General features: G+C 72.9%; 14 protein-coding genes. 8 read left to right on the plus strand and 6 right to left on the minus strand.

Features of this window, described 5'->3' with window-relative positions:
- Positions 1 to 56 precede the first annotated feature (56 nt).
- The 5 genes from NAEX_RS13315 to NAEX_RS13335 all read right to left on the minus strand — a co-directional run bounded on the left by NAEX_RS13315 (position 57) and on the right by NAEX_RS13335 (position 7,426).
- Complete coding sequence (locus tag NAEX_RS13315; protein WP_096327880.1) at positions 57 to 1,811, minus strand: DUF4215 domain-containing protein; 1,755 nt, start codon at positions 1,809 to 1,811, stop codon at positions 57 to 59.
- Positions 1,812 to 1,928: 117 nt separating this feature from the next.
- The gene (locus tag NAEX_RS13320; RefSeq protein WP_096327881.1) at positions 1,929 to 4,202 is read right to left on the minus strand and encodes a xanthine dehydrogenase family protein molybdopterin-binding subunit; all 2,274 of its coding nucleotides are present in this window, start codon (positions 4,200 to 4,202) and stop codon (positions 1,929 to 1,931) included.
- Between the two features lie 4 nt (positions 4,203 to 4,206).
- Positions 4,207 to 4,674 carry a (2Fe-2S)-binding protein gene (locus tag NAEX_RS13325; protein WP_096327882.1) on the minus strand — a complete coding sequence of 156 codons (468 nt, stop codon included), beginning with the start codon at positions 4,672 to 4,674 and terminating at the stop codon, positions 4,207 to 4,209.
- Positions 4,671 to 5,336 (minus strand): Isoquinoline 1-oxidoreductase subunit, encoded by a 666-nt coding sequence (locus tag NAEX_RS13330; protein ID WP_096333601.1) that lies wholly within the window; start codon positions 5,334 to 5,336, stop codon positions 4,671 to 4,673. Before NAEX_RS13330 ends, NAEX_RS13325 begins: the two co-directional genes overlap by 4 nt.
- Positions 5,337 to 5,398: 62 nt before the next feature.
- Complete coding sequence (locus NAEX_RS13335) at positions 5,399 to 7,426, minus strand: M61 family metallopeptidase (RefSeq protein WP_096327883.1); 2,028 nt, start codon at positions 7,424 to 7,426, stop codon at positions 5,399 to 5,401.
- Positions 7,427 to 7,520: 94 nt separating this feature from the next.
- On the opposite strand from NAEX_RS13335, the gene NAEX_RS13340 reads away from it, so the two are divergent.
- The 5 genes from NAEX_RS13340 (at position 7,521) to NAEX_RS13360 (ending at position 16,571) form a co-directional block, all read left to right on the plus strand.
- On the plus strand, positions 7,521 to 10,094 hold the full coding sequence (locus tag NAEX_RS13340) for a phospholipid carrier-dependent glycosyltransferase (RefSeq protein WP_096327884.1): 2,574 nt from the start codon (positions 7,521 to 7,523) through the stop codon (positions 10,092 to 10,094).
- 762 nt (positions 10,095 to 10,856) lie between these two features.
- Positions 10,857 to 12,101, plus strand: a complete 1,245-nt coding sequence (locus NAEX_RS52090; protein ID WP_096327885.1) for a hypothetical protein — start codon at positions 10,857 to 10,859, stop codon at positions 12,099 to 12,101.
- 41 nt (positions 12,102 to 12,142) lie between these two features.
- The gene (xseA, locus tag NAEX_RS13350) at positions 12,143 to 13,492 is read left to right on the plus strand and encodes an exodeoxyribonuclease VII large subunit (RefSeq protein WP_096327886.1); all 1,350 of its coding nucleotides are present in this window, start codon (positions 12,143 to 12,145) and stop codon (positions 13,490 to 13,492) included.
- 211 nt (positions 13,493 to 13,703) lie between these two features.
- The gene (locus NAEX_RS13355) at positions 13,704 to 15,320 is read left to right on the plus strand and encodes a SulP family inorganic anion transporter (RefSeq protein ID WP_096327887.1); all 1,617 of its coding nucleotides are present in this window, start codon (positions 13,704 to 13,706) and stop codon (positions 15,318 to 15,320) included.
- 270 nt (positions 15,321 to 15,590) lie between these two features.
- The gene (locus NAEX_RS13360) at positions 15,591 to 16,571 is read left to right on the plus strand and encodes a penicillin-insensitive murein endopeptidase (RefSeq protein WP_170135692.1); all 981 of its coding nucleotides are present in this window, start codon (positions 15,591 to 15,593) and stop codon (positions 16,569 to 16,571) included.
- A gap of 124 nt (positions 16,572 to 16,695) precedes the next feature.
- Here the strand turns inward: NAEX_RS13360 and NAEX_RS53780 are convergent, their stop codons facing one another.
- On the minus strand, positions 16,696 to 16,827 hold the full coding sequence (locus tag NAEX_RS53780) for a hypothetical protein (protein WP_275937637.1): 132 nt from the start codon (positions 16,825 to 16,827) through the stop codon (positions 16,696 to 16,698).
- A 97-nt stretch (positions 16,828 to 16,924) separates the two neighbouring features.
- On the opposite strand from NAEX_RS53780, the gene NAEX_RS13365 reads away from it, so the two are divergent.
- The 3 genes from NAEX_RS13365 (at position 16,925) to NAEX_RS13375 (ending at position 19,532) form a co-directional block, all read left to right on the plus strand.
- Positions 16,925 to 17,704: an SDR family NAD(P)-dependent oxidoreductase gene (locus tag NAEX_RS13365; protein WP_096327889.1), complete on the plus strand. Its 780-nt coding sequence runs from the start codon at positions 16,925 to 16,927 to the stop codon at positions 17,702 to 17,704.
- Positions 17,705 to 17,867: 163 nt separating this feature from the next.
- The gene (locus tag NAEX_RS13370) at positions 17,868 to 18,650 is read left to right on the plus strand and encodes a crotonase/enoyl-CoA hydratase family protein (RefSeq protein WP_096327890.1); all 783 of its coding nucleotides are present in this window, start codon (positions 17,868 to 17,870) and stop codon (positions 18,648 to 18,650) included.
- A 354-nt stretch (positions 18,651 to 19,004) separates the two neighbouring features.
- Positions 19,005 to 19,532, plus strand: coding sequence for a Csp1 family four helix bundle copper storage protein (locus tag NAEX_RS13375; protein WP_096327891.1), 528 nt, complete (start codon positions 19,005 to 19,007; stop codon positions 19,530 to 19,532).
- The last annotated feature ends 118 nt before the right edge of the window (positions 19,533 to 19,650 follow it).

A 19,650-nucleotide genomic window follows, 5' to 3' on the forward strand; every position in this document is an offset into this window, starting at 1 on the left:
GACCATGAGGACATGTTTCAAAGGTCTTGTCGCTCGGGTGGGCCTGCGCGGCGCGGTCACTGCGAGCGGGCGACGGCCACCCGCTCGAGCGCGGTGTTGCTGACGATCGTCGGCGCCCACCAGCTGCCGCCGACGCGGCGGGTGTGGCGGGGCGTGTGGGCCTGGCCGTCGAGGTAGACCAGCTCGAGGTCGGCGTCGCCGACGCCGGCGGCCAGGGCCGGGGCGCCGTGGATCGTCGGGCTCGGCTGCAGCACCGTCGCCGCGGGTTGCCAGGCGCCGCCGGTGTAGAGCGCGACGTAGAGCTGACCGTCGAGGCCGCGGAAGGCCAGCGCCGCGGCGCCGCCGGGCAGCGGGGCGAGGGCCGGCGGCGCGGAGGTCTGGGCACCGGAGACCGGGGCGGGGGCCGACCACGCGCCATTATTGAAAATGCCGAAGCGCAGCTGCCCACCGTTGTTGACGGCGTGCACGGCGAGCACCCGCTCGTCGGTGAGGGTGACGACGGCCGGTTGACGGTCGAAGGCCTGGCTCTCGCCGTCGACCAGCTGCTGCGCCTGCCAGGCGCCGGCGCGCCGGCGCGCGAACAGCTGGTTGTTCTGCCCGCCGTCGTGGAAGACGAACAGGGCGTCGCTGCCGAGGGTGGCGACGCTGCCCGGGCCGGGCCCGAAGCTGCCGACCATCTCGGCCGTCGGGTTCCACGCGCCGCCGGTGAAGCGCGCGTAGTAGTGCTGGAAGTTGTCGCCGTGGAACACCGCGTGCGCGCCGGTCCCGGCGGCGCTGATCGTCGGCGCGGCGCGGGTCGTGTCGGCGCCGATCTGCGCCGGCGCCGACCAGGCGCCGGCCTGCCAGGTGACGTAGCGCAGCTGGTTGTCGGCGGGGTCGCCGATCTTGGTGTAGCGGAACACGCCGACGCCGAGGTCGTCGCTGGTGACGGCGATGTCGAGGCCGTCGACCGTCGGCGCCGCGATGTCGCTCACCGCCCAGGCCGCGCCGTCGAAGTGGCCGCCGATCATCGCGCCGGCGTTGCCGCCGAGCAGCAGCACGAACTCGCACGCGTCGCAGTCCGGGCCGCCGCAGTCGACCCCGGTCTCGCCGCCGTTCTGCTGGCCGTCGTCGCACGTCGCGGCGGTGCAATCATTGGCGCAAGCGTCGTCGTCGACCATGTTGCCGTCGTCGCACGCCTCCATGCCCGACCACACGAGGCCGTCGCCGCACTTGGCGGCCGCGCAGGCGAGCGTGCAGGCCGCCTCGTCGGCGTTGAACATGCCGTCGTCGCACGCCTCGCCCTCGCCGGCCTGGACGATGCCGTCGCCGCACTGCGGGAGCTGACAGCCGTTGGTGCACGCGTCGTCGTCGACGTCGTTGCCGTCGTCGCACGCCTCGCCCGGATCGAGCTCGCCGTCGCCGCACGCCTCGCCAGGCCCGGTGGTGCTGGTGTCGGTCGTCGTGGTGTCGCCGGTCGAGGTGGTCGTCTCGCTCGTGGTCGTCGTGTCGCCCGTCGTGGTGGTCGTGTCGCTCGTCGACGTCGTGTCGCTCGTCGACGTCGTCGTCGTGTCGCCCGTCGCGGTCGTCGTGTCGCTCGTCGTGGTCGTCGTGTCGGTCGTCGTCGTCGTGCCGGTGACCGGGTCGGTGGTCGTCGGCCCGTCGGTGGTCGTCGGCACGCCCGTCGTGGTCGTGCTGGTCGTCGCGCTGACGAACGAGGTGCTCGGATCGCCCGTCGTGCTGTCGCCGGTGCTGCCGGTGCTGGCCGTGCCGTCGTCGCCGCAGGCAGGGACGAGGAGAGCGAGGACCAGCGCGCGGGCGTAATTCGGCATGGCGGCAGGATACCCGCGGGACCGGCCCGCACGGCGGCCAAACCACCCGACCGCCGGGTCAGCGTTCGCAGGTCGCGCATGCGCTCGCCGGGCGCGTCGTCGGCGACGCGGCGCGGGCTATACCTTGAGGGTCCGCGCGATCGGCAGGTCGCGCACGCGCTGGCCGGTGAGGGCGAAGATCGCGTTGGCCAGCGCCGGGGCCACGGGGGGCACGCCCGGCTCGCCGACGCCGCAGGGCGGACCGTCGTCGGCGACGATCTCGACGTGGATCTTCCGCGGCGCCTCGGGGAGGCGCATCAGTCGGAAGTCGCGGAAGTTGCTCTGCACGGTCGCGCCCTGCTGCATCGTGATCTCGCCGTACAGCGCGTGGCTGAGGGCGAAGATCACCGCGCCCTCGAACTGCGAGACGACGCGCTCGCGATTGACGAGGGTGCCGGCGTCGAGGCAGCTCCACACCTCGTCGACGCGGATCTTGCCGTCGGGCCCGTGCACCACGCTGACGACCACGGCGACGTAGGTGAGGAAGCTGCGGTGGACCGCGAGGCCGAGCGCGCGGCCGTTCTTCTGCCGGTTGTCCCAGTCGGCCAGCTCGGTGACGCGCTCGATCACCCGGCGGTGACGCGCGGTGTCGATTGGGTGCTCGTCCAGCGATTGGTCGTAGTTCGGCAGCGACTCGACCCCGAGCTCCTGCAGCGTGACGATCCGCGGCGGACCGACGATCTCGAGCAGCGTGTCGCGCGGATCGGTGCCCCGGGCCGCGGCGATCTCGGCGATGAAGCTCTGGACCGCGAACGCGTGGTAGATGTTGGCCACCGAGCGCAGCCAGCCGATCCGCGCGTGCGCCCGCGCCTCGCAGTTCTCGGCGCGCACGTTGGGGATCGCCAGCGGCACGTCGAGCACGCCCTGCTGCAGCTCGCCCGGCGCCGACAGACCGGTGTCGCTGAAGGTCGAGCCGATCGGCGGGAAGGCGGTGCGGTGCTCCCAGGCGACCACCTTGCCCTGCGCGTCGAGCCCGGCCACCAGCCGCTGGGTGCTGACGGTGTGATAGTAGTCGTGCTGGATGTCGTCCTCGCGCGTCCACTGCACCCGCACCGGGGCGCCGGTCGCCCGGGCCAGCAGCGCCGCCTCGACCACGTAGTCCGGCTTCGACTTGCGGCCGAAGCCGCCGCCGAGCAGCGTCACGTGGACGGTGACGTTCTCCTCGTCGAGCCCCAGCGCCTTGGCCACCGACTTGCGCGAGGCCTGCGGGTTCTGGGTCGTGGCCCACACCTCGCAGGTCTGGCCGTCGAACCTGGCCACCGCGGCCGGCGGCTCCATCGTCGCGTGGGCCAGGTGCGGCACGTGGTACACCGCCTCGACCTGTCTGGCCGCGCCCGCCAGCCCCGCGGTGACGTCGCCGACCTCGCGGACGACGACGCCGGGCAGGCCGACGGCGGCGAGCAGCGTCTTGCGGTAGTCCTCCGAGTCGTACTCGCCGTTGTCGCCGGGGGCCCAGATGATCTCGAGCTGGGCGCGCCCTCGCAGCGCCGACCAGGTGTCGTCGGCCACCACCGCGATCCCGCCGAGCGGCTGGAACGCGAACGGGGGCGTGGGCGCCGGCAGCGGCACGACCGCGCGCACGCCGGGCACCGCCAGCGCCTTGATGGGGTCGTGCGCCGTGGCCCGGCCGCCGACCACCGGCGGGCGGGCGATCACCGCCGTCCGCATCCCGGGGATCAGGACGTCCGCCCCGTAGATCGCGCTGCCGTCGACCATCGCCGGGCCGTCGAGCAGCGGCAGCTCCTTGCCGACGTGCAGCAGCTCGGCCTTGGGCCGCAGTAAAATGTTCTTCGGGACAGGCAGCTTCGCGGCCGCGATCGCCAGCTCGCCGAACCCGAGCGAGCGCCCGCTGGCCTCGTGGTGGACGGCGTGGTCGTGGGCCACGCAGGTCGCCGGCGCGACCCTCCACTGCCTGGCCGCGGCCGCGATCAGCATCATCCGCGCGCACGCCCCGAGCTTGCGCAGCGCGTCGTAGAAGCCGCGCACGCTGTGCGAGCCGTCGGTGTTCTGGTCGCCGTAGGCCGCGTCGCCGGGGGCCTGCACGACCTCGACCCTGCCCATGTCGGCGCCGAGCTCGTCGGCGATCAGCACCGGCAACGAGCTGCGCACGCCCTGCCCCATCTCCGAGCGGGCGCACACGATCTGGACCGCGCCGCTCGGCGTGACGTGGACGAACAGGTTGGGCCGCAGCCCCGCGCCGTCGGCCGCGGCGGCCGCCTTGGCCGCCGGGTCGACCGGCGACGGCAGCGTCGGCGCGGCGCGGGCGAACGAGCCGAGCGCGAGCCCGGTGAGCGCGCCGCCGAGGCCGGCGATGAAGCTGCGGCGGAGCAGGCGGATCGGCGGCCGGGACATCGCCTCACTTCTCCTTGCCGCCGGCCGCTGCCGCTTGCTTGACGGCGGTGCGGATCCGCAGATACGTCCCGCAGCGGCACAGGTTGCCCGCCAGCGAGGTGTCGATGTCCTCGTCGGACGGGCTCGGGTTCTTGGCCAGCAGCGCCGCCGCGGTCATGATCTGGCCGGCCTGGCAGAAGCCGCACTGCGGCACCGCCAGCTCGACCCACGCTTTTTGCAGCGGGTGCGAGCCGTCGGGCGAGAGGCCCTCGATCGTCGTCACCGCGCGGCCATCGGCCCGGCGCACCGGCGTCACGCACGAGCGCACCGCCTCGCCGTCGAGGTGGACCACGCACGCGCCGCACAGCGCCTGGCCGCAGCCGTACTTGGTGCCGGTGAGGCCGACGTGGTCGCGCAGCGCCCACAGCAGGGGCATCTGCGGGTCGATGTCGAGGACGTGCGGCTTCCCGTTGACGTGCAAGGTGATCGTCATGGCCCCTCCGCGACCGGGCAGGCCGCGCCGTCGGCGACCCACGCGGCCATCAGCGCCCCGAATTGCGCCTGCGTGCCCGGGGCCGGCGCGCGCCCGTGGCCGGGCTCCCAGCCCCACGCGACCAGCTCGTCGTGCGCCGAGTGCTCGACGATCTGCGCCAGCGTCTTGCCGCCGTTGCGCTGCGGATCTTTGATCTGCTCGCACAGCGCGGCCGGGGTGAGCCCGACCCACGCCATCTCGATCGGCGCCAGGTGCCACTTCGGCGCGCCCGGCACGCGGGCCAGCTCGAGGTTGGCGTCCTGATGACACGACGTGCACAAAAGCCCCGGCACGCCCTCGTCGGCCGGACCGCGCACCACCGGCGGGTCGTGGATCCGGGCGTCGTCGCCCTGCAGCGGGGTGTCGCCGGCCGGATGACAGTTGGTGCAGCGCGGGTGGAGCATCACCTTCGCCGCCTCCGCGAACATCGCCCGCGAGCGGTCGAGCGGATTGGTGATCGCGTCGAACTGCTCCGGCGGAAGCAGCCGACCGGGCTCGGCCGGCGCGATGGTCACCGGTGCCTGCGCCTGCTGCTGCTGCTCCTCCGGCTCCGGCGCGCGGCGACAGGCGACGAGCGCCGCCGCCAGGCACGCGCAGGGCACGAGGCATGCGTGAAGGCGCATCGCCCCAGGGGTGTGATCGAACTTGCCGCCCGCGCAACCGGCGAGCTCGCCGCGGGCGGCCGTCACTTGGCGGGCGGCTTGGCCGGCTTCTTCGCCGCCGGCTTCTTCGTCTTCTTCTTGCCGCCCGCCGGCACCACCACCACCGAGCCGTCCTCGGGCTCGGCGCCGAGGGTCGGGTCCTGGTTGAACAGCTTGAGCGCCGCGTCGCGCAGGGTGCTGTTACCGCTCGCCGGGGCCGGCGCGGTGTAGCCGAGCCAGGCCTGGCGCAAGACCATCTGTTCGTAGGTGGCGCCCGGGTCGAGGGCGATCTTGTAGGTGACCGGTCCGCCGGTCGAGGGCACCGCGGTGCGCTCGATCATCCGCGCCCCGCGCTGGATCGTCAGCGTGTGGCGCGAGTTGCCCGCCATCGCCTTGATCTGCCGCTTGGCCTCGGCCGCGCCGGCGATCTTGAGGCCGTCGATGGCGACCAGCACGTCGCCGTTGGCCAGCCCGGCCTTGTCGCCGGCGCCGCCCTGGCGCACCAGCTCGATCAGCGCGCCCTTGTCGCTCTGCTCGGCGAACACCAGCTCGAGGTCGCCACCTGTCTCTTGGACCATGTCCACCTTGTAGCCGGCCAGGCGCAGGTGCTTGCCGAACTCGATCTCGTCGAAGCCGTGGACGTACTTGCGGAACAGCTCGCTGATCTCGGCGCCCGCGCCCCCGCCGGCGGCGACGAAGGTCGCCTCGAGCTCGGTCGGCGAGATGCCGGCGCCGGTGTTCTTCCAGCGGCCGTAGAGCTCGCGCATGACGGTGTCGAGGCTGCGCTGGCCGCCGGAGATCCGCCGCAGCTCGAGGTCGAGCGCGAGGGCGATCAGCATGCCCTTGTTGTAGTAGTCGACGTAGCTGTTGCTGCCGTCGTCGGGCCGCAGCCAGGCCTCCCACGAGGCCTGCTCGACCGTCATCAGCTTGCGCCCCGGCGACTCCTGCAGGCGCTTGATCTGCTCGCCGAGCGCCTCCATCGCCTCGGCCTCGCTGGCCAGGCCGGCGCGGGCCAGGATCACCCACGCGTAGTAGCTGGTGAAGCCCTCCGAGAACCACAGCATGCTGGTGTGGACCTCGCGCTCGTAGGCGAACGGGCCGAGCACGCCGGGGCGGATGCGCTTGACGTTCCAGGCGTGGAAGAACTCGTGGGCCGCGGTGTTGAGGAATTTGCGGTAGGCCGCGGGGTCGCCGAAGATCCACGGCTCGAGCCCGATCGCGGTCGAGTTGCGGTGCTCGAGCCCGCTGCGACCGCCGGGCCGCAGGTGCAGGATGTACGTGTAGTCGGTGAACGGCACGCCCTCCTCGCCGCCGAAGATCGCGTAGGTGGTGTCGGCGATCTTGGTCAGATCGGCGGCGAGCTTCTTGTCGCTGTAGTTGCCGATGCCCTGCAGGGCGACGTGGAACTGGACCTTGCCGGCCTTGAAGTTGATGGTGTCGACCTTGCCGACGTGGACCGGCGCGTCGACCAGCATGTCGTAGTCGTTGGCCTTGAACGCCTTGCCGCCGCTGCCCGCGCGCGGCAGCGCACACACCACCTGCGCGCCCGGGAGGCCCTCGACGCGCAGCTCGATCGGGCGGTCCTTGTGGCCGACGGCGTAGGGGAACAGGTACACGCCGTTGAAGAAGCCGAACTCGTCGTCGAGGAAGGCGCCGCCGATGCCGCTGTAGCTGCCGCGGTAGACGCGGTAGCGGACCTTGAACGGCTGGCCGCCGTGGGTCACGCGCCAGGTGATCTCGTCGACCTTGACGACGGGGATCGGCTTGCCGCCTGCCGTCTCGGCGACCATGCCGCGGACGTTGCGGTGGGCCTCGGTGACCCGATAGGCGCCCGGGTTCCAGCGCGGCAGCTGCAGGTCGGTGACCTCGCCGGGCAGGTCGGAGAAGCTGAGCTCGACCTGGAATTCGTGGCGGTGCGGGTCGTCCATCGCGACCTTGTAGACGAACGCGTCGAGCTTCTTGGCCGCCGCCTCGGCCCCCGGGGCCGCCGACGTGGTCGCCGGGTCGACCAGCAAGAGACCGAGCGCCAGCGCCGCGGCGAACCGGCGCTTCGAGAGCAAGCGAGACAGCATGGGCCGGAGGATACTCGAAATACACCCGGGGGCGCCCGCGGCGGGGCGTCTGCTGGCCGTGGAGCCGCGGAGAAAACGAGTACACTCCGGCGCCTTGTCCCTCGCCCCGCCCGAGCGCCGACCCGCGCGCCCCGAAGCCGGCCCCGGCCCGTGGCCGCTCGGGCTGGTCGCCGGCGCCGTCGCGGCGCTGGTGCTGGTCCCCGGTCACGGCGCGCACGGCTTGTGGTCGCAAGGCGAGATCGGGGCGCTGCAGCGCGCCCAGGCGGCCCTCGGCGCCGCGCTCTCGGGCCTGGAGCGCAGCCCGTGGCTGCCCGACGCCCTGCGGACGCAGGCGCTCGCGCTCACCGGCGACCCGGCGGCTATCCGCCTGCCCGGCGCGATCGCCACCTGCCTCCTCGTCGCGCTCGCCGCCGGCCTCGCCCGCGCGCTCGGCTTCTCCGCCACGATCGCCCTGCTCGCCGGCGCCTTCGCCCTCGCCTTCCCGCTGTCGCTCACCCAGGGCCGCCTCGCCGTCGGCGACCCCGTCGGCGAGCTGACCTCCACCGCCGCCGCGCTGCTCCTCGCCGCCGCCCTCGCCAGCCCCCGCCTCGCCCGCGGCCTCGCCCTCGCCGCCGCCGGCGCCGCCGCCCTCGCCCTCGCCGCCACCGCCTCGGGGCTGTGGCTCGGCGTGGTCCTGCCGCTGGCCGCGGCGGCGCTGTGGGGACCTGCCCCTTCGCGCATGTCCGAAAGGGCGTTGTCTTCGGGACATGGCGCAGGGAGCATGCCCGAAGGAGCAGGCTCGTCGGCGCCCTCGCCCGCCGCCTCCGCCGACCTCTCCGCGCCGGCGGCCTCCGCCGGCTCCGCCTCCGCGCCGGCCTCCCCGCCCGCCGCCTCCGCCGACCTCTCCGCGCCGGCGGCCTCCGCCGGCTCCGCCTCCGCGCCGGCCTCCCCGCCCGCCGGCTCCCCCGACCTGTCCTCCGCGCCAGCCGGCCCGTCCTCCTCCCCCGACCTCCCGTCACCTGCCTCTTCGGACCCGTCCCCTGCGCCAGCCTTCGCCCTCGCCTCCGCCGCGCGGGTCTCACCTGCCCCAAGGGACCTGTCCCCGCCGCCATCCGCCCTGCAGCGCCCGCTGCGGCTGGTGCTGGTCGCCGGGGCGCTGGCGGCCGCCGGGGTGGCCGGGTGGCTGGCGTACCACCAGGGGGACGGCTACATCCCCGCGCTCGGCGCGGCCAAGGACCTCGCGCTGCGCGAGCGGCCGCACGTGCGGGGCTTCCACGCCGCGCTCGAGGACTGCGGCTACCAGCTGTTCCCGTGGCTGCCGCTGGTGCTGCTCGGCCTGCTGCAGCCCGGGCGGGCGCGCTGGCCGGCGCTGTGGTTCGCCGTCGGGCTCGCGCTGGTCAGCGCCTCCTCGCTGCTGTACGGCGCGCGGGCCGTGCCCCTGACGGCGCCGGCGGCCGTCCTCGCCGCGGCCGCCTTCGCCCGCCTCGTCTCCCCGCGCACCCCCGCGGCGGCGCGGCGGCTCGCCCTCGTGCTCGCCCTCGCCGGCTGCTGGATCTTCGCCAAGGACGCCCGCCGCACCCCGAGCCGGATCGGCGCCGCCCTCGTGCCCGCGCGCGGCGAGCACAACTACCCCGCCGCCGACCTCGGCGCCGCCGACCTGCTGGCCGGCCTCGCCGGCGGGGCCGCGGTCGCGCTGGTGCTTTCAGCCATGTTCTCCGCGCCAGGTCCCGGAGGACAGGGCGCTTCGCGCATGTCCCGAAGGCTATACCTGCTGCGGACCCGCCTCCCGCCCTGGCTGCCGGCCGCGGTCATGGTCGCCTGCCTCGGCCGCCAGGCGTGGAGCTACGGCCGCGACCTGCTGCCGCGGACCAGCGAGCAGTTCTCGCTGCTGCGCCCGCTGTCGCGCTGGGCCGCGTGGGCCGAGGCCGGCGCGCTGCCGCCGACGATCGGCGTCCACCGGGTCACCGACCCCGGCCTCGACCTCTACGGGCCCGCGGCCGACCGGCGGGTCCCGCTCGCCACCCGCGACGCGCTCGCCACCGCGCTGAAGCAGCCGACCCCCGCGGCGGCGCTGATCCGCACCAGCGAGCTGGCCGCCCTGCACCAGACCGCCCGCGCGGCCGGCTTCCCGCTGTACGTCCTCGACGCCAGCAACCGCGACGTCCTGCTGGTCGCCAACACCCTGCCGCCCGGCGAGACCGACGTGAACCCGATCCGCCGGGTCCTGTTCGACGAGCCGCCGGCGCTGGCCCACCAGACGCTGCTGCGCTTCGACGACCTCGTCGAGGTGATCGCGTGGGAGTGGGACGAGCCGGTCGTGCGCGGCCGCGACGTCGAGCTGCGCGTGGTCCTGCGCCCGCTCAAGGCCATGCCGAGCGGCAGCAAGATCACCGTGCGCCTGCAGCAGGGCCGGCTGTCGCGCGTCAACCCGATGCCGCACGACCTGGTCGAGAACATCTACCCGCCGCAGTACTGGCGCCCCGGCGACTACCTGCTGCACCGCTTCCGCGTCCACGTGCCGACGCTCGAGATCGTGCCCGGCCCGCACGAGGTGGTGATCGGCATGCGCCGGACCGAGAGCGCCAATTATAAGATCACGGTCCCCGAGGGCGAGACCGGCGAGCACGGGGTGCGCGTGTTCGCCGGCCCGCACGAGTTCGCGGTCGTCGGCGAGCTGCAGGTCTGGTGACCGCCGCGCTCTGCCGCACGTCCGGTGTCACGTCTTTCAGGGCAGCCCGCCGCCCGCCGCCACGAACCCGCCATTCTCGGCGTCTGCCGGTCTGCTCGCGGGGCTGCGGCGGAATGGATATAGGGGCATGCAGCCATGTCCATCCTCGACCACGTCCGCTCGTGACATGTCCGAAAGACCATGTGGTCCTCGGCGCGGCGAGCCCGTCGCGCGAGGCGCAGGTGCAGCCGGCGGACCGCCCCGGCCTGCTCCGCGCGGCGGTGGTTCAGCGGGGCCGACAAAACCGCGGCCTCCGAGCGTCGCGCGCGAGCGCGTGGACCACGGCGGCCCGCGATCGATCTCGGCGGCAGCGCCCGCCACGGTCATGGCGGCCCACACCCTGCGCGGCCCGTCGACCCCGGGTGAGACGCGCTCGCGCGCCCCAGGTGAATCGCCCCGCCGCGCAGGACCTCTCGCTCACGTGCCGGCTCCAGGACTGCGTCACGCGGTTCGTGTTCACCAGCCCGAAGCGCAGCAGTTGCCCGGCCTGCAGCAGCGTCGCCGCGCGGCGCCGGCGATACATCACCAGCTCCGCGCGCTCGGGCGCCGGTCCTGGGGGACATGTCCCATCGAACCTATGACGTATTGCTTGCGCCATGTACCACCGACCTGTCGGGTACCCGGCGAGTCGGCACATCTCGGGTAGTCACCGAGGACGCCCCAGGCTCACCCTGCGCTCTATTCGCATGGTCATCGCGCGATATCGCGTGATAGCTTCCGGCCATGCGGATACGACGCTTCACCTCTCCTGCGCTGTTCCTCCTGCTTGCGAGCTCGGGCTGTTCCGACCCGTCGGCGGGCACCGAGACGCTGACCACCGAGCCGAGCACCGGCACGGACACCTCGACCGGCACCGACACCTCGACCGGCACGCCGCCGACGACGACCGACAAGCCGACGAGCACCACCACCGACGATCCGACCTCCACGTCGACCACCGATCCGGTCACCTCGACGACCACCACCTCGACCACCGATCCGATCACCGGCACCACCACCTCGACCACCGACCCGGGCACCGCGACCGATCCGAGCACCACGTCGACTGATTCGACGACCACCGGCACGACGACCGACACCACCACCGACACGACGACCGACACCACCACCGACACCACCACCGACACCACCACCGACACCACCGGCGAGCCCGCCTGTACCCCGGGCGAGGCGCTGTGTGTCTGCCTCAACGGCGCCTGCAACAGCGGCGCGCCGTGCTTCCTGGGCGAGTGTCCCGACGTCACCGGTCTGTGCAATTGGGAGGGCGACGGCGAGTGCGACGAGGGTGGCGCGTGCGCCGAGGGCACCGATCCGTTCGACTGCTGCGCCACCAAGCTGAACGGCGTCTGCGAGGAGCACGACTTCCCCGGCGGCACCTGCTCCAAGGGCTCCGACCACTGGGACTGCGGCTACTGTGCCTGGCCCGACGACGGCGAGTGCGACGAGGGCACTTACTGCCCCGAGGGCACCGACACCAACGACTGCTGCGCCACCCCGCAGAACGGCGTGTGCGAGGAGATGTCGCAGGGCGGTCAGTGCCCTGACGGCACCGACCCGTACGACTGCGGCGTGTGTCCGACCGCCAACGACGGCACCTGCGACGAGCCGGGTGACTGCCCCGTCGGCAGCGACGGCGACGACTGCTGCGCCACCCCGAAGAACGGCGTGTGCGAGGAGCCCTCGGAGGGCGGCGAATGCCCCGTCGGTTCGGACCCGTACGACTGCGGCGTGTGCCCGTGGACCAACGACGGCGAGTGCGACGAGCCGAACCTGTGCGAGCCGGGCAGCGACGCGGCCGACTGCTGCGCCACCCCGAACAACGGCGTGTGCGAGGAGGTCGACCAGGGCGGCGAGTGCCCCGAGGGCACCGACTGGGACGACTGCGGCGAGTGCCAGTGGAAGAACGACGGCGTGTGCGACGAGCCCGACCTGTGCGACCCGGGCACCGACGGCGACGACTGCGTGTGACGCCGCCCGCGCGGACGGGGCTCTGCTAGCCTCGTCCGCGCATGGCCCCCGTCGCCCCGCACGTCTTCGCCGTCAGCGAGCTGGTCAACCGCGCCCACCGCAGCATCGAGCAGCAGTTCCCGCCGCTGTGGGTCGAGGGCGAGATCACCAACCTGCGGCTCGTCAACAGCGGCCACGCCTACTTCACGCTGCGCGACAGCCACGCCGTCCTGCCGGTGGCGATGTGGCGCAGCGCCCTCGCGCGCCTGCGCCATCGCCTGGCCGACGGCCAGATGTTCCGCGTCTACGGCCGCCTCGGCATCTACGCCGCGCAGGGCAAGTTCCAGCTGTACGCCGAGCGCGCCGAGCCGGCCGGGCTCGGCGCCCGCATGCAGCAGCTCGAGCAGCTCAAGGCCAAGCTGGCGGCCGAGGGCCTGTTCGCGCGCGAGCGCAAGCGGCCGGTGCCCGCGTGGCCGCGGGTCGTCGGCGTCGTCACCTCGGCCAGCGGCGCCGCGATCCACGACATCCTCAAGGTCGCGCGGCGGCGCTGCCCGGTGCGGATCCTCCTCTCCCCCGCGCAGGTGCAGGGCGAGGACGCCGCCTTCAGCCTGGTGCGCGCGCTGCTGCGGCTGCAGCGGCGGCCGGGCGTCGACGTGATCATCCTCGGCCGCGGCGGCGGGGCCCAGGAGGACCTGTGGGCCTTCAACGACGAGGGCCTCGCGCGGGCCGTGGCCGCCTGCCCGGTGCCCGTCGTGTCCGCCGTCGGGCACGAGGTCGACATCACGATCTGCGACTTCGTCGCCGACCTCCGCGCCGCCACCCCGTCGCACGCCGCCGAGCTGGTGGTCCCCGACCGCGACGGCTACCTCTCGCGCCTCCATCACGTCGAGCGCCGCCTCGTCCTCGCCACCAAGCGCCGCGTCCTCGACGAGCGCGGCCGCCTCGAGCTGCTCACCCGTCGCCTCGCCGCCGCCGGCCATCGCCTGGTCCTCGCCCCCCGACGCCGCCTCGACGCCCTGCTCGCGCGCCTCGGCAACCAGCACCCGCGCGCCCGCCTCGCCCGCGATCGCCGCCTGCTCGCCGCCCTGCACGCGCGGCTGCTCGCCCAGCACCCGCGCCAACGGCTCGACCGCGCCCGTCGCCGCCTCCTCGCCGCCGAGCTCGCCCTGCGTGAGCGCGCCCGCGTGCTCGCTCAGCCTGCGCGCCTGCGCCTCGCTCGCGCGGCCGCGGCGCTGAACGCCCTCAGCCCGCTCGCCGTGCTGCAGCGCGGCTTCGCCGTCGTCAGCACGGACGCGGGCGTCGTCACCGACGTCGCCCAGGTCGCCGCCGGCGACCCCGTCCGCGTGGAGCTCGCGCGCGGGGCCTTCGCGGCGCAGGTCACCGCTGTCGAACCGGTGAAAGAACCTTCATGATGAAGCGCGGTTCATGAACTTTCGCCCGTTGCGGCCTTCAGGCCGCGAATTGCTGGCCGTCGCTCGGCCCCCGCGGATGAAGCCTGTCTCCGCTCTCTTGAACCGCGCTTCTCCTCTCGACTAGGCTGAGCCTCGGGTCCCCGGACGAACGGCGTACCGCGCCGTCTGTCTTGTGGGACATGGCTCCAAGGACAGCTTCCGAGGTCTCGCAATGAGCAACCGCAACGTCCCCGCCGACGGGCTCGCCGGCCTGCGTCAGAACCTGCAGTCGGACCTGGTGGCCGGCTTCCTCGTCTTTTTGATCGCGCTCCCGTTGTCGCTGGGGATCTCGATGGCCAGCGGGTTCCCGCCGGTCGCCGGCATTTTCACGGCGATCATCGGCGGCCTGGTCGTCAGTTTGTTCATGGGCGCGAGGGTCACGATCAAGGGGCCGGCCGCGGGTCTCATCGTCATCGCGCTGGGCTGCATCGAGGAGCTGAGCCGGGGCGTCCCGCCGACGCTCGGCTATCAGTACGCCCTCGCGGTAATCGTCGCCGCCGGCGTCATCCAGATCGTCTTCGGCCTGATCCGCGCCGGCGTCATGGCCGACTTCTTCCCGTCGGCGGCGGTCCACGGCATGTTGGCCGCGATCGGCATCATCATCGCCTCGAAGCAGATGCACGTCATGGTCGGCGTCGACCCGACGGCCAAGACGCCGCTCGGCCAGCTCGCCGAGCTGCCGCAGCGGTTCATCGACAACAACCCCGAGATCGCGCTCATCGGCCTGCTGAGCCTGGCGATCCTCGTCATCATGCCGCGCCTGCGGCACCCGCTGGTGCGCAAGATCCCCGCGCCGCTGGTCGTGCTGCTGCTCAGCATCCCGCTCGGCATCTACTTCGACCTCGACCACGAGCACAACTACCGCTTCGCCGGCCACGAGTATCACCTCGCGCCGACCATGCTGGTCAACCGGCTCGACAATTTGCTCGGGATGGTCACCTTCCCCGACTTCTCGCTGCTCGCCAGCTGGACCTCGATCAAGTGGATCATCGCCTTCGCGCTGGTCGGCAGCATCGAGTCGGTGGCCAGCGCCAAGGCGGTCGACACCCTCGATCCTTACAAGCGCAAGTCGGACTTCAACCGCGACCTCCTGGCCGTCGGCGTCGGCAACACCGCGGCCGGCATGATCGGCGGCCTGCCGATGATCTCGGAGATCGTGCGCTCCTCGGCCAACATCAACAACGGCGCCAAGACCCGCTGGGCCAACTTCTTCCACGGCGCCTTCCTGCTCGGCTTCGTCGTCCTCGCGCCCGGGCTCATCCACATGATCCCCAAGGCCGCGCTGGCGGCGATGCTGGTGTTCACCGGCTTCCGCCTGGCGCACCCGCGCGAGTTCGTCCACACCGCGCAGGTCGGCAAGGACCAGCTGCTGGTGTTCCTCGTCACCATCGCCGTCACCGTCGGCGAGGACCTGCTGCTCGGCATCTTCGCCGGCATCTTCACCAAGCTGCTGCTGCACATCGCCCGCGGCGCCCCGCTGAGCGCGCTGTTCAAGCCCGACCTCGAGGTCCGCGACGACGGCGCGAACACGACTCGCATCACCGCTCGCAAGGCCGCGATCTTCAGCAACTACATCGGCCTCAAACGCGCCATCGATCGCGTGCCGGCGCCGCGCGACATCGTCGTCGACCTGCATGCCACGCGGCTCGTCGACCACACCGTGATGGAGCGTCTGCACGAGCTCGCGCGCGACATGGAACACGAGGGACGTGAACTGACAGTCGTGGGTCTCGAAGGCCACAAGCCCGTGTCGGGCAATACGCTCGCTGCGCGAACTCGGCCGGCCTGAACTCGATTTCGCCGATCGGCGGGCGCGCCGTCCGCCGAAAACTTGATTTGCGTCTCGCCGAGGGGTTGCGCCCCCCGACGCTTCCTCCATAGACTGCCAACTCCCCGCAGCAGCCTCTGCGGGGATCTGCAGGGAGACCCATCGATGCGTGACGCAGCGGATAAGCTCTCTCCACGGACCCCGGCGCAGCGCTTGACGCTGTTTGCCGCGCTCGGCGCAGGCCTCGGTCTCGTCACTTGCGTCGCCGTACCGGCGAAAGAGAATGCGCCGATGCCGGTGCAATCGGTGCTCGCCGCGGGGGCCGATCTCCCCGCATCGACAATCCCACCGGCGCGCGCCCCGGCCGACGATATCCCACTCGCGATTCCGGTCACGGCGGATTCCGCGGACCCTGCGAATGCACATTCGGGGCCCGAGGCCCCCGCGATCGCCGGCGACCCGTCCGAGATCGAGGACACACCCGTCGCGCTCGCGGACGAGCGGCTGCGCGAGGTGTTCTGGACCGCGCACGAGAACATGTCGCTCGACGCGCTCGCCATCGCCTGGGGCATCAAGGCCGCACAGCTCAGCGAGCTCAACCCGGCGCTGGATCCGGAGGCTCCGGTCAGCGAGGGCACCAAGCTGCTGGTCTACCGCCACGACCCCGAGCACCCGCCGCTGTCGATCGGCTCGCCCAACCGCGGCAAGCTGCGCAACGGCATGCCCCTGCCCGAAGGGCCAGGTTGGCGCCTGCGCACCCACCGGCCCCGCACCTACGGCACCGTCAACACGATCCACGCATTGGTCGAGGCCTTCGAGGACTTCGGCGAGCGCTACCCGGACGGCCCGAAGATCCGCGTCGGCGAGCTCGCGCGGCGCACCGGCGGCCGCGTGCCCCCGCACCGCTCGCACCGCTCGGGCCGCGACATTGACATCGGCTACATCTTCCGCGGCATCGACGACGGCGAGCACCGCTGGAAGTACATGAACGTCCGCAACTTCGACGCCGAGAAGAACTGGGCCCTGGTCCAGGAGCTGCTCGAGACCGGCCAGGTCCAGACGATCTACATCGCCAAGAAGCTGCAGAAGCTGCTGCACAAGGAGGCCCAGAAGCACCTCCCGCCGGAGCAGCTCGCCGCCCTGTTCGAGTACCCGAAGACGCCCGAGAGCCCGCACGCGAAGATCCAGCACTGGCGCGGCCACTCGAACCACATGCACGTCCGCTTCCTCTGCGAAGAGGGCAACCGCCGCTGCCGCGCCCGCAGCAAGTGATCGTCGTAATCCTTGCTTCGAGGGGCGGCCCCTTGCGCGCTGCTCCTCGCTGCCCGGCTGCGCCGCTGCAATGGCGCTCGGCGGGCGGTCACCGCGGGTGGCGGCGACGATTCAGAGCATGTCCTCACGGACATGTCCCGACCGCCACCTCCTGACGCCCGGCCCGCTTGCCCCGCTTCGCGCTGCGCTTGGCCGCGCGAGGCGGCTTCGCGTCCAGGCCGGCCTGTCGACGCAGGAGGCCGTTGAACAGCGGCACCGCGAACGAGTAGGCGCCCGGCCGATCCTACGCGGCCCGACCTCACGCCCCGGCGGCTTGCCCGCGCGGCCGGACGTTTGCGACGCTGGGCCGCGCCATGTTCGGGAAGCCCATCATCGACCTCAGCGACAAGGTAGCGATCGTCACCGGTTCGAGCCGCGGGATCGGGCGGGCGATCGCCGAGCACCTGGCCCGGGCCGGCGCGCGCGTGGTCATCTCGAGCCGCAAGCCGACCCCGTGCGACGAGGTCGCCGAGGCGATCCGCGGCGCCGGCGGGCAGGCGATCGCGGTCCCCTGCAACATCTCGGAGAAGGCCCAGGTCGACGCGCTCGTCGACCGCACCCTGGCCGAGTGGGGCAAGGTCGACATCCTGGTCTGCAACGCCGCCACCAACCCCTACTTCGGCTCGCTCGACGGCCTCGCCGACGAGGTCTTCCACAAGATCATGCACAACAACGTGCTGTCCAACCTGTGGCTGGCCAAGCGCGTGGCCCCCGGGATGATCGAGCGGCGCGACGGCGCGATCCTCATGATCTCGAGCATCGGCGGCCTGCGCGGCGACCCGCTGATCGGCGCCTACAACATGTCCAAGGCCGCCGACATGCAGCTCGTGCGCAGCCTCGCCGTCGAGTACGGCCCGCACAACGTCCGCGTCAACGCCATCGCCCCCGGCCTCGTCAAGACCGACTTCGCCCGCGCCCTGTGGCAGAACCCCGACCTCAAGCAGATGGTCGAGCGCCGCACCCCGCTCGGGCGGATCGGCGACCCTGACGACATCGCCCCGCTCGCCGCCTTGCTGTGCTCCCCCGCCGGCTCGTTCATCACCGGCCAGGTCCTCGTCGCCGACGGCGGCGTCACCATCGCCGCGGCGTGGTGACATCGAGCTGTCCCCGCGGACATGTCCCGAAAAGCAGCTCTCCCGCCCCTGCCGCGGTCCACGCGCCCGAGGCCCCATGTCCTCGCGGACATGTCCATGAGCAGCGCTCGGCCGTCCCGGCGCGTCGTCCCCCGCTCGCCGCGTTCTCGTCTATCCTCGCGGCATGTCCGTCCGAACCGAGCGCAGCGGCCCCGTCACCACCGTCATCCTCGCCCGCCCCGAGCGGCGCAACGCGGTCGACGGTCCGACCGCCGCCGCGCTCGAGCGGGCCTTCCGCGACTTCGACGCCGACCCTGACGCGCGCGTGGCCGTGTTGTGGGGCGAGGGCGGGCACTTCTGCGGCGGCGCCGACCTCAAGGCCCTCGCCAGCGGCGAGGCGAGCAACCAGCTCCACCTCGACGCGCCGGCCGACCCGCTCGGGCGGCCGGCGCCGATGGGGCCGACGCGGCTGCTCTTGCGCAAGCCGGTGATCGCCGCCGTCAGCGGTTACGCGGTCGCCGGCGGCCTCGAGCTCGCGCTGTGGTGCGACCTGCGGGTGGCCGACGACGACGCCGTGTTCGGCGTGTTCTGCCGCCGCTTCGGCGTCCCGCTGATCGACGGCGGCACCGTGCGCCTGCCGCGGTTGGTCGGCATGGGCCGCGCGCTCGATCTGATCCTCACCGGCCGGCCGGTCCAGGCCGACGAGGCGCTGGCGATCGGCCTCGTCAACCGCCTCGTCCCGCCCGGCCGGGCCCGCGCCGCCGCCGAGGCCCTGGCCGCCGAGATCGCCGCCTTCCCGCAGGAGTGCCTGCAGGTCGACCGCCGCTCGGCCTATGGTCAATGGGACATGTCCCTCGAGGAAGCCCTGCTCGCCGAGGGCCGCGGCGGCGCCGACGTGATCGCCCGCGAGTCGATCGCCGGCGCCCGCCGCTTCGCCGCCGGCGCCGGCCGTCACGGCGCGACCTGAGCCTCGTCCTAAACTGGCGCCCACGCAGGCCCGACCGCTTCGCCGGCGACGGCCGCCACGACGCGACCTGCTCCTCGTCCCGGTCACGCGCCCAGGTTCCCCCGACCGCTTCGTCGCCCGACCTGCGTCCTCGCCTGCCGCCGCGCGCGGCGGCCGATTCATCCACATGTTCATCAGGACATGTTTTTTAAACCATCTTGTTCGCTGCGCTCTCGGCCCCCCTCGGACCTCGGCCGCTCGTTCCCGCCGACCGCCGCGATCCCGTCCGTCTAACGGAGTTTCCCGGCCGCGCCGGCCCGTCGTTCCCGGCGCGCATTGCCGCCACCGCGCGATCGCCCATATAGTCGCGCTCGCATGCAACGCCGCGAATTCGTCCTCGGGCCCCCTGCCGTCCTCGCCACCACCGCGTGCAGCAGCGCGCCCGACGAGCTGCCGCCGCCGCCGGCCAAGACGCCGGGCAAGACCACCACGCCGCCCCCGGCTCCGGCGCCCTCGACCACCCCGGCCGCCGACCCGCACGCCGGTCATGCCGGTCACGCCGGCCATCACGCGGGTGACGACGCCACCCTCGCGGTCGCGGCCGACTGCCTCAAGACGGGCGAGGTCTGCGTCCAGCACTGCTTCGTGCTGCTCGGCCAGGGCGACACCAGCATGGCCGCCTGCGCCCGCTCGGCCTACGAGATGCTGGCCGTCACCCGGGCCTTGCTGGCCCTCGCGGCCGGGCCCGCCGAGCAGCTCGCCGCCCAGGCTCGCGTCGCGCTGGCGGCGGGCGAGCGCTGCGAGGCCGAGTGTCGCAAGCACGAGGCCAAGCACCCGGCCTGTAAGGCCTGCGCCGAGTCGTGCAAGGCTGCCATCACCCGCTACCGGACCCTCATCGGTTGAAGTGCCGGGGCCGCGGCCTCCGAAGTCGTGCATCTATCAGAGCCCCCCGCAACCGCTCATCGCACTCCGCGCGACGGAGGCACAATCATCAGCCGCAGGCTCATCGCGCGATGGCACG

Source organism: Nannocystis exedens (assembly GCF_002343915.1).
In the GTDB taxonomy this organism is placed as follows: Bacteria; Myxococcota_A; Polyangia; order Nannocystales; family Nannocystaceae; genus Nannocystis; species Nannocystis exedens.